Annotated in this window: 3 protein-coding genes; all 3 read left to right on the top strand. The window is 33.9% G+C overall.

Annotated features, from left to right (window positions below; genetic code table 11):
* Nucleotides 1–335 precede the first annotated feature (335 nt).
* The 3 genes from RLO81_RS08170 (at nucleotide 336) to RLO81_RS08160 (ending at nucleotide 4144) form a co-directional block, all read left to right on the top strand.
* Nucleotides 336–1310: a hypothetical protein gene (locus RLO81_RS08170; RefSeq protein ID WP_350109877.1), complete on the top strand. Its 975-nt coding sequence runs from the start codon at nucleotides 336–338 to the stop codon at nucleotides 1308–1310.
* 594 nt (nucleotides 1311–1904) lie between these two features.
* Complete coding sequence (locus tag RLO81_RS08165; protein ID WP_350109874.1) at nucleotides 1905–2777, top strand: ABC transporter ATP-binding protein; 873 nt, start codon at nucleotides 1905–1907, stop codon at nucleotides 2775–2777.
* Nucleotides 2778–2779: 2 nt separating this feature from the next.
* Complete coding sequence (locus RLO81_RS08160; RefSeq protein ID WP_350109871.1) at nucleotides 2780–4144, top strand: ABC transporter permease; 1365 nt, start codon at nucleotides 2780–2782, stop codon at nucleotides 4142–4144.
* Nucleotides 4145–4166: the final 22 nt, after the last annotated feature.

Here is a 4166-nt window from a genome sequence, read left to right as displayed (position 1 = left end):
CAACCACACGTGGTTGATAAAGTAATAACCACACGATACTCAGTCGCTTGGTTTTACCGGGGGTTACCGAGTGACCTGGTATTATAATAGGCCTTTGGCCGGTATAGGATTATACTCCCCTCCATACCATCTTCTTCGAACTACAAAAATTCACAAAAAAGCTTATCTTAGGTGGGCAATACAGATAACGTATCCGTTTTAATCGTTTATAAGTGTTTAATGTGGCTTAAAAACCGATAAGGTGTTGGTATTGAAAGGATTAACTAAAAAAAGATATGAGTAGTTATAGCGCATGCACTATAACTATATGTTAGCTGTAATTTCTACAAATCCCAATGAAGGTAACCAGCAGATTAAGTCCTGTCAACTCTATTATTAGTCCATTATTCTTCTTGTTTTTTATAGGTGGTCTTTCATATATGTTGGCGTTGGTTTCTATAAAGGAACTAACCGAAGGAACAGTAGATAGTCTTTTTAAGACTCCAATTTATGGAAGCATTGTATTCATTGGACTTCTTATTTGGATGGCTTACCACTACGCTAAAATGTGCAAGACGATTCAAATTGGAGAAGATGGGTTAAAATTTAGCGGGATTTTCAAATCTGAGTTGATCAAGTGGGATGAAGTTGACAAGATTAAACTAACCGGTAAAAAGATCATCATATTTTCTCCGATGGAAGCGACACATATCAAATTAAAAAATGGAAGTCAAAGAACAATCGTGGCCTTCTATTATGAAAATATGGATTCTATGAGGAGAGCTCTTGAGCAGGTTAATAACTGTATCAAAATAAGGAAACCTGTTGAGATAATACAAAGAAAAAGGATACCGGTAAAGATTGAGAAAGTTGGGTTTTTAAACACGGTGGGAATGACCAAATACAGCGGTAATCATTTCATTTCCTTTAATGGAATTATGATTTATGGCTGGGTCATATTTTTTGCCTATCTAGGCTTGACTACAGAATCACCCAATTCTTTCGAAACAAATCTGATCTTATTTATATGCGTCTTTGGTTTCTTTTATGGCCTGATGGGTTTCCAACTACATTATTATTATATGGACAAAGATTTCTTAGTAATTAAAAATCATGTTTGGCCTTGGAGAATACATAGATATAGAATTTCTGATATTAAACAAGCAGTATTCGAAACCCCATATAGAATGTCAACATCTCTAAGGATTATTACCAAGGATTATAAATCTACTCTATATCCTGGAGGAAGTTTGAATGATGATACATGGGAACAACTGCTTATGGAATTTAAGAACTTAAAGGTAAGCGTAAGGAATGAAGCGATTTATTAAATACAGCTAACATGCGGCATGATGAATGGCCTAAAGCATTCCATAGTCACTTGCCTGCGAACCTCACCTCTAAATCTACTCTGGGAACTGATAGTTTCATTCTGCCACTGCACCAGTCAGGAGTATTGACTTTCATATCGCAACTGGAATTTACCCGTTGCATCTCACCGAGGTTTTACTTTTTCAAGAAATCCCAAAATTTGAGCGGTTTTATCGTATACTCTATCAAAGATCACTTATAAGCTACATCAGGCGTTCCAATCATGGCTTATCCCTAACCGTAGAGGAGCCCTATCTCGCCTTAAAAAAATATCCTAACATGTCCATAGAGTTACCCAAAAGGATCTAGCGGGCCATATCGGAATTACTCCAGAATTTATGAGTAAAATTATTTCCAAAGTCAACAGAATGTAAAAGTCTTAAACTAGTTCATTTTTTTTCATGTGTTCCTGTCGGAATTTTGAAGCATGAAAAGACTAATCCTCATTACATCGTTTTTAATCCTATTGCGTGCAGGTCTATCTTGGAATGGAAACCAATTTGAGCGTAAAACCCAAAACTAATTCCATCAATAATAAATCAATAATGAACATTATGAACACCTTAAAAATTAGCAATCTTAATCTAACCTACAAAAACGGTTACAATGCCATTAATGGAATTTCTTTAGAGATAGAAAATGGAATGTTTGGTTTGTTAGGCCCTAATGGAGCTGGTAAATCTTCTTTAATGAAAACAATCGTGGGCTTGCAAAAACCAACTTCTGGTTCTATTGCATTTAATGGTATAGACGTAGTAGAAGACACAGCTTATATTAAAAAAAATCTAGGATTTTTACCACAAGATTTTGGTGTGTATCCTAAAGTAAATGCATATGACCTATTAAATCATATTGCAATTCTAAAAGGAGTTTCCAACAAAGCAGAGCGACAAAACCAGATTCGGTACCTATTGGAAAAAGTAAATTTATGGGATTTTAGAGATAAGGAAGTGCATACCTTTTCGGGTGGTATGAAACAGCGTTTTGGAGTAGCACAAGCTTTGATTGCAAATCCTAAAATAATTATTGTTGATGAACCAACAGCAGGGCTTGATCCAGAAGAGCGTAATCGTTTTAATACCCTACTTAGTGATATTAGTAGTGAAGTTGTTGTGATTTTATCGACCCATTTGGTTGAAGATGTGAAAAATCTGTGTTCAGAAATGACCATAATGAATCGAGAGAGGGTTCTTAAAACTGGAAAGCCAAAAGCATTAATTAAAGAACTAGAAGGTAAAATCTGGTCAAAATTTATTGATAATGATGAATTAGAAGTTTACAAATCAAAATTCAATGTTATCAGTCAGCAACTTATAGAACGTCAATTACAAATCACGATATTTTCGACCACGAAATCTGAAGGATTTTTGCCAGTTGAGCCAATACTTGAGCACGTTTACTTTAATGTTCTTTCTCAAAACAGTTGATTATGAATGCTATACTTCAATTTCAACTAAAGCATAGCGGTAATCGGTATGTTTTAAGTTTAACAGGTGCAATATTGTTATTTGTAGGGTGGTTTGGTGGTTACAAATTTAATTTAACTGCAGGTGAGGGTATTTACCTGAACTCACCATACACTATTGGTTTTATGATGGCATTGCTGAGTTTGTCAATTATATTTTTAGCCATTTTATATGCAATGGAGATTCTATTTAAAGAATGGGATACAAGGTTTGACATTATGTTATTTTCATATCCTATTTCTTTAAAGACCTACTTAATAGGGAAATTTTCAACATTTACTTTAAAAACATTTCTCAGTTTTTTCATTTTAATTGTTGGTTTTGTGATTGGTCAAAACTTGCGTACAGGAAGTGAGATGCAGGAAGGATTTAATCTGTGGTTTTATTTATATCCTTTTTTGATATTCGGAGTGTTAAACTGCCTTTTTATATGTAGTTTTTTATTCATTGTTGCTTATACAACTCGTAAAAAATTATTGGTAGTTGTAGGCGGTTTATTGCTTTATGTGCTTTACATGGTTTTATTGGTGTTTTCTAATTCACCATTCATGGCTGGAAGTACCCCTCAATCGATTGAAATACAACAATTATCTTCAATTATTGATCCCTTTGGAGCTTCTGCTTACTTTTTTGATGCTAGATATTTCAACGTAGAACAGAAAAATGAATTTATAACCCCATTTTCTGGATTTTTGGCTTTAAACCGAATGATTTATGCCTTGTTTTCTCTAGTCTTTCTTTGGATGACATACCGTTATTTTCCCTTAACAAAAAAAGCAGGTAAAAAAGCACTAACACAAAAGAATCAAAAAGATGAAAAAGATGGAGTCGCTATCCATAGATTAACGAAAGTAAAAGTTCCAACTGTTGATTTTAGTTTTAAAACTGAATTTAAGTCTATTCTTTCTTTTGCAAAGCAAGATTTAATCTACTTATTTAAAGGAGTTACCATTGTCGCGGTTTCTATTTTGTTGGTGTTCTTTGTAGGAATGGAGATGTATGCGGCAATTGATAAAGGTATACGTTTACCGCAGTACTATGCGAGTTCAGGACTTTTAGCTACTTCTATTTCTCAAAGTTTTCACTTGTTGGGTGCATTCATTTTGGTGTATTTTGTTAACGACATTTATTGGAGAAGTAATGCAGCTGGTTTTTATTTGATTGAACAGAGCACATTGTTTTCCAAAACAAAATTAAAAGGACACTTAGTATCTATTGGTGGGCTATTAATATTTTTAACCACAATACTTGTTGTATTAGCTTTACTTTTTCAAATAAGCTATGGATATACCCAAATTGATTGGTTGGCATTTTTAGGTGTTGTTTAGTACTCCCTATTCTTTAGACCAC

The organism is Fulvivirga sp., assembly GCF_040220315.1.
GTDB lineage: Bacteria > Bacteroidota > Bacteroidia > Cytophagales > Cyclobacteriaceae > Fulvivirga.
The sequence above is the reverse complement of the archived record's forward strand: the minus strand, read 5'-3'. Positions and strand labels throughout refer to the sequence as shown.

Bases quoted from the DNA above. Each gene is read 5' to 3' on its own strand.
- RLO81_RS08170 (WP_350109877.1), top strand. From the start codon at position 336: ATGAAGGTAACCAGCAGATTAAGTCCTGTCAACTCTATTATTAGTCCA.
- RLO81_RS08165 (WP_350109874.1), top strand. From the start codon at position 1,905: ATGAACACCTTAAAAATTAGCAATCTTAATCTAACCTACAAAAACGGT.
- RLO81_RS08160 (WP_350109871.1), top strand. From the start codon at position 2,780: ATGAATGCTATACTTCAATTTCAACTAAAGCATAGCGGTAATCGGTAT.